Source organism: Okeania sp. SIO3I5 (assembly GCF_010672085.1).
Taxonomy (GTDB): domain Bacteria; phylum Cyanobacteriota; class Cyanobacteriia; order Cyanobacteriales; family Microcoleaceae; genus Trichodesmium.
Genome location: NZ_JAAHHT010000360.1, coordinates 1 through 6758 on the forward strand (window position 1 = coordinate 1; position 6758 = coordinate 6758).

Here is a 6758-nt window from a genome sequence, read left to right on the forward strand (position 1 = left end):
TGACTTTTAAACCTTTTCCATTCAAGCTTTTCGAGTCTAGAGCATCTGCACCTGGTAAAGTCAAATGAGAGAAATTTTCCAATAAACTCAAGTTAACTTCTGTTTGCGCTTGAGCTACTCCACGCAAGATTTCTTCAGCAAGTTCTGCATCATTAGCCAAAACTGGAACCATAACCACAATAGTATAGTAATCAGCACCCATCTCTTCTAAAATTGCATTATTGAGATATATTAAAGTTTCTGGATCTTTTCGTTCTCTATCCCAACTTTCCTCAAGATATTTCGCAGCCTCCCGATAACTTTTTTTAGTGTGAAAACAATCATCCCATTGTTGTCGAATATTACTCTTCCAAATGGGTAGAAAATGATTCAATGGTTTCTGACATTTAGCAACTGCTTCTACACCCCTTTGTTTGTCTCGTGGTTTAGATCGTGCCAGAAGAATTTCCTCACCTTTACTGGTGTTATCTTCAAGCGCTTCAGATTTGGGAATTCGTCGGTAAATTGCCAAAAAACCAATGATAATCAACAAAAACAGAACTATCTGCATTATCTGCCTGGGTGTTATTGGCAACTGCGTTAGAGGTTTAGCTTCGGGTTCGGGTTGAGGCCAATAAAGTTCAGGTGTAGTAGGATTTTGGATGAGTACAGGCAGTTTAGATGCTCTTGGATAAAACAATTTATTTGGAATAGGAAGTTCCAGTTGTTGCAAACGTCTCCGTGCTTCTCTAACAGAGGCGTGAAGAGGTTGCCCTTTAGTAAATTCGTCCAGGAAAAATTTTAAAAAACGTTGTGCTACCAGATCGGGAACATATTCTCGCATCACAATCATATTGGGAATATCAAAATCAGCTAAATATTCACCAATATCAAGTCCATCACAGGAATTAAAAATTGCCAGCTTTAATCTTGAGGCTGCTTTCCTCAGAGGTTCTCTTAAAGCATTAATTGGTACGTTTAAACCATCACCGACTTGAATAGTCCCACCAGAACTGTGCCCACTATAAAAAATAATATCCCAATTTCCTTGCCAAAGAGTATTAAATAGGTCTTCATAAGTCAGGGACTTTCCACTCTCTGGAATAGAGTTAATACTTGCCCCATGTCTTCTTAAGTTATCAATCAGTTTCCGATCTTGGTCTAGTTGTAATCCCCTCCCGCTCCCAAAAATTGCCAGAATATTAATCGGTTTCTCCAAGATTTCTGTTGGTGGATTATCCTGAAAATATTGAGATAAGAGGGTAAATTCTGCCTGGGGTAAAAAACCCTTTTTCTGAAATAAATCCCAAGAATCCCAGGATAACTTACGCAGATAATCATTTGACGTATCGATGATAACTCGTACTGATTTATTTGGAGTTCCATTCTTTAGTCTTCCTAAAATTTTTCCTGTTATGTCTCCAAAGATAGGTTGCTCCAACCAATTTTTTATCCTAGATTCTAGGGTTCGAGTGGCTTTTTCACACTCTTCTAAACTGGAAACATGGGTAATTTGCTCCTGTTGTATCTCTATCGCTCGTACTTCTAGTCCCAACTCAGTATAAATATTTTTCCATTCATCATAAACTCTAGGAAAATCTTGGTTAGGGGGTAATGAAGAACATTTTTCTCTGTCAATGATTCTACCATCTTCCCAAAACTCCAGGGAAACAGGAAAACCTGATTTAAAACTGCCTTCTTCTATTCTGATAACAACTTGTTTAACCATTATTCTTAATTCATTACTTTAGTTTTAACATTATATTCGATTCAATAGTTAATAACCAAAAATTTGCTTTTTGTAGGTTGGGTTTCGTGTCCTCAACCCAACACCTAATCTCAAGGCCACAAGGATATTATGCCATTTAAAAAAAAGAATGCTACCAATAATAAAAACTATCAAAAGACTTTACTGGAGATTTACCTTTAACAAAAAAGATAATTGACGACATAAAAACGGTATTTAAACCATTCATTATGATTTCTGACTCCTAAAAAATTCCCTAGCTATTTGTAGCAAACATTTAGAAAGGTATTATATTCAGGACTTACGCATGGACACTAAATCCAGTGAGGGCGAATGCCATTCGCCCCTACAGATGTTTGTACGATATTTTTCTTGCAGGCCAATATTTTTAGACATTGTTGTTGGGTTGCGCTAGCGCTTAACCCAACCTACAATTTTATTGCTTTTTTATTCAAATAACAAACTGCTTTGTCACAGTAGCAGAATTAAGGGTAACTTGAAGACTAAAGCGATCGCCTGGATCGGCAGTAAATTTGAACTGAATATAATCATCTCGTTGTCTAGCACGAATTTCAAATAGAGATTCCCCGTTTTCATCTAAACCAATAAGTTTTAAATTTGCTGGTAAAAAACGTTGTTCTTGCATAGGATAAACCCTGGAAAGAACAGCAAACCTTTGATTCGGTTTAGGTAAAATTGCTATCATTAGTGCCACCGGAACTCGTGCCAGTTGCATTCCTAGATCCATAGCGCGACGTACACCTGCTGCTGGATGACTAGGATCAATTTCCCATAACAATTCAGCAATTTGCCAGCGTGTTTCTTCATCTTCTGTTGTTTGTAAAATTTGTACAAGAGCTTTATTTACTTCTGTGTCTGAGAGTTCAGGTTGAGATAAATCTGCCTGTATTTTGTCTCTTGGTTGTTGAGTTATTTGGAATTGTTTAAGAAAATTTTTAACTACTTTAGGAGACAATTGTTCTGTTGTTCGATCTAAACGAAAAGCCATTTGAATAATCGGTTTGCGATTTGCTAGGACTTCTTCGAGTGGTTGCCAACCTTCTGTCAAAATACCTTCTAACCAATTTGTTAATTTTTCCCAAGGTTTAGATTCAGGCAAGGTATTTTCTGGAAGTTTAATAGCTGCCGGACTCAAATATTTTAAATTTAAAATTAACTGACTGGAATCATAATTTAGTTGATTCAAAGAAAGTTGATAATTTCCTATTTCGTTTTTTTGTAAAGACAAATTTTTGAATTGATCGTGCCGTATAAATCCAATTAAAAGAGCTGCTTCTGACTCTATTAAAACCTGGAGCAAGATATATAAATGAGCAGCAAATTCTGGGGAATAAATCATTTTTTCGGGGATTTCAATTCCTTCATTTACTATATTCTCATCTGTCAGCAAGCAAACTTTAAACCCACCAACTTGCAGAGGGCAAATTGGTTCGGAACTGATAATTTGATCGGGTGGCAAAGATTCAATTTGATTATCCAATCTTAAATGGCGATCGCTCAACCATTTTTTTAGTGCTAATAAACCCAATATTTTCACATAAGCTTGCCATTGTTGGGATTCGTTATTAAAGCGATCGCTCAAAAGAGTTGCTTGCTGAAAATCTTCAGGTTCTAAATCAATAGTTTCTAAGTGCAATTCTCGGTGATACAGTCTGTTTATTCGCTCAGAATTAGTCATATTAATTCTCCGGGTTATTGTTGTAATTTCAAATTTTATTTTGGCAATCTATGGAATAATTAATGTAGTTGTCTTACTACTTATTATTCTATCAAATATGCTAACTATATTTAAGATGATAGCGCATTTTTTCAGCGAACAAACTTGTCATTCTTTTGTACTTCCTTCCAGCAGAAATTTCTTTAGTCGCCTCTATAAAAACCGTTTCATCTAAATACTTAGTTAATTGTTCAATTAAAGAATCAAGAGCATTTGGATCTAAAACCCCTTGACTTGAATTTAACCCTGCTTGATTCAACAAAATTTGCAGCATTTTCTCCATTACCTGTTCTCGAATTTGCTTCAGTATTTGCGTAAGTTTTAAGATACGACTAACTTGAGATTGATTATTCATATTTAATTGTCGAGCTACTTCAGTTTGAGATTTATTTTCACAATAAATTAGTCGTAAACTAGGCAAAAAATTATGCGCCAATTCACGATACCTACCTTTTTGTAATTTCTGCAAACGTTGAGAAAGTTCCTCCTTAATAGCATCCATAATAGATTGATCGCGATGTTCCTGTAGCAATTTAATTAAGGCAGCAAAATCATCATCAGAAGATCCTGAAGTTTCAGTCGGATCTAAAGTTTGTTCCTCTAGACTTAATGTTTGTTCCTGCAGAGACTGAGCAATGGCGATCAATTGTTCAAATAGCTCTGAAGAATTATATACAATTCCTCTAGGGAAAAGGCGATTGCGCATTTCCTGAAGTTGAGACTCAGAAGGTTCAGGACATTTGCCCCTTGCTCCCTGTTCTCGTCTATCGCGCCGATACACCCCATGAAATACCTCTACTACATCCCGTTCTTGACGTGAAAGATTTTTCATTTGGTAACGCTTAATATCATTTAGTTTTGCCCAAGGAGTCGCTAAAGATAAACCAAATTCTACCCATAAAGTTTGATTTAGTTCTGGGTGACGACGAGTGCGAAAATTAGTCCAATACCAGAGTCCACTTTGCTCGGGATTGAAATTTATCAGAATTTCCTCCCAAAAATAGCAGTAAGAAGACTGAGAGTTTTCCTGAAGATGCTTAATGTTTTTTGTCTTACCATCATCAGTGAGTACCAGATACAACACATCTCGGAGGCGAACCCGATAGCGATCGCCAAATTCTTGAACCAGTTTTTGACAAGCGGAAACAATGGCATGGGAAATGTAACAACGCAAAGAAAGTCCTGCTGTTATCCTCAATGGGTTAGAATCAGCAGAATTTTGAGAGCGAAAGTAAGATAATAAAGTAGCTTGAATTTTTCGATCATCTTGAGAGGAGAGTTCTTTGAGTTCAGCAATAGTTTGAAATTGTTGCTGAACATCCGATAGTATCTCCTGTCGATATCCCTTCTGAGAACCAGAAATATCAGAGCTAGTTAAATCAATTTTGCATAATGTCCAGTAGTTCTGGGTGAGAACCATTTTTCATCCTCCTATACTCCTCACATACTATTATTCAACTTGATTGAATTAGTATTGATGCTGATTAGCACTCACAATACATTTTCTTAAAAGTTCTATTTTACTCTAGTGTTGATGATTTTGAACTTATGCACTTTTGAGAAATATAATGATAATATTAAGAAGTTCATTTAGTTTTCTTGATTTATCAGTAAAAATGTCCCCAGAACAATTTGTATCATCCAGTGTTTGGCGTGCTAAAATGAAGACCTACTTCAAACTTATGGACGTCGATAAAAATGGGGTTTTAACCCTGTCCGACTATGAAGAAATTGCAAATCGTTTAATTCAACTTCAAAGTGATTCATCAAAGGATGAAGAAATTCGTAAAATGTGTCGTTCTCTGTTTCAGAGTTTTATGGCAGGAGGAGAAGCAGTTGATGATAATACTAAAGTTACTGAAGAAGATTTAATCGCTAAAGCTGCAAAGATGGTATCATCAACTGAACCATCAGTACTTGAAGTAGGTAGAAAGAAAAACGAAATTTTTTTCGATATCATTGACACCGATCATTCTGGACAAATATCTCGTGAAGAGTACCGAAAGTACCTAGCAGTATACACTGGAGTAGAGCAACCTGACCATGCTAACCAAGCTTTTGATAGTATTGACTCAGATAAGTCAGGTTTTATTAGTCGTGAGGAGTTTGTCGAAGCTCATATACGCTACTGGTTTGAACCTGGCGACGATCGAGAAAACCCTCCTCTTCCCTATGGACTATTAGTCGGTTCATAGAATAATTGATAATGGATAATTGATAATGGATAATTACCTATGGTTAAAACCGTTCTTGATTGAAAATTCGGGAAACCTCGCCATCCCATCCTACGGAAAGCTTTCCTAGGGAATGCTCCGCAAACGCTTTTCATGTCGCGTTTTCCTGACGGAATGCTACGCAAACATGTCGCGCAGCGAAAGCGTTTTCCTGACGGAATGCTCCGCAAATATGTCGGATATTAGCCGAAAATGACCGCTTTTTGCCTTAGTAAGGAGAGGTTTTTCACCTGAATTATTTAATTAATAATTATTATAGCAGTCGAAGCAAAGATTAGGACATAGACTGATGATGAATCTTATACTAGGAAACACTTTTCCAACTGTTCCCTGTTCCCTGTTCCCTGTTCCCTGCTATAATTATTAGGTAAGATATCCTTGTACGAATAGGTAAACCACAGTAGGGATGTTCCATGGAATGTTCCTACAAAGTTCCTGTTTATTACTAATTATGTAAAGACTTCTTGCAGAAGTCAGGAATAGGGAATAGGGAATAGGAATTTGTATAATAACTAATCACTGATAACTAATAGACATCTCCAAAGATAAAAATTCAAATCAATTATTATCCATAAATTATCAATTATTCCCCTGCTGGGAGGGGTTATATAGAATCCGGGTAATTAGTTATCGTATTACTGAGGAGTAATGAGTAATGAGTAATGAGTAATGAGTAAGGAGTAAGGAGTAAGGAGTAATATCAAATCCAGTTGAATACAAGAGTGTATTGTTGGGGGAGATGGGGAGATAGTCCGATTTAATAATGAACATATACTATATAACCGGATTCTATATTAGGCGTGGGTTCCCTGTTCCCTGTTCCCTGTTCCCTGTTCCCTCTTTTCTGGAAATGTCTAATAACTAATAACTAATAACTAATAACTAATAACTAATAACTGATAACTGATAACTGATATAGCGTTTCTCAAATTGGTGAGATACAGTTTTAGATCCCCCCTGCCCCCCTTAAAAAGGGGGGAGTCTTCAAAGTCCCCCTTTTCAAGGGGGATTTAGGGGGATCGTAACTGTACCTCATCTTTATGAGAAATGCTATAACTGA

Annotated in this window: 4 protein-coding genes; 1 reads left to right on the plus strand and 3 read right to left on the minus strand. The window is 36.5% G+C overall.

Annotated features, from left to right (window positions below):
• From F6K40_RS37685 to F6K40_RS37695, 3 genes are all read right to left on the minus strand, one after another.
• The coding region (locus F6K40_RS37685; RefSeq protein ID WP_483143791.1) for a CHAT domain-containing protein at window positions 1-1708 on the minus strand (1708 nt) is incomplete at its 3' end.
• Between the two features lie 469 nt (window positions 1709-2177).
• Complete coding sequence (locus tag F6K40_RS37690) at window positions 2178-3425, minus strand: DUF1822 family protein (protein ID WP_293144586.1); 1248 nt, start codon at window positions 3423-3425, stop codon at window positions 2178-2180.
• 100 nt (window positions 3426-3525) lie between these two features.
• Window positions 3526-4884 (minus strand): sigma-70 family RNA polymerase sigma factor, encoded by a 1359-nt coding sequence (locus F6K40_RS37695; protein WP_293144589.1) that lies wholly within the window; start codon window positions 4882-4884, stop codon window positions 3526-3528.
• A gap of 148 nt (window positions 4885-5032) precedes the next feature.
• On the opposite strand from F6K40_RS37695, the gene F6K40_RS37700 reads away from it, so the two are divergent.
• Window positions 5033-5659, plus strand: coding sequence for an EF-hand domain-containing protein (locus F6K40_RS37700; protein ID WP_293144591.1), 627 nt, complete (start codon window positions 5033-5035; stop codon window positions 5657-5659).
• Window positions 5660-6758 lie beyond the last annotated feature (1099 nt).

Excerpts from the sequence above, each read along its gene's own strand:
- F6K40_RS37690 (WP_293144586.1), bottom strand. The coding sequence starts at position 3,425 with ATGACTAATTCTGAGCGAATAAACAGACTGTATCACCGAGAATTGCAC.
- F6K40_RS37695 (WP_293144589.1), bottom strand. The coding sequence starts at position 4,884 with ATGGTTCTCACCCAGAACTACTGGACATTATGCAAAATTGATTTAACT.
- F6K40_RS37700 (WP_293144591.1), top strand. The coding sequence starts at position 5,033 with ATGATAATATTAAGAAGTTCATTTAGTTTTCTTGATTTATCAGTAAAA.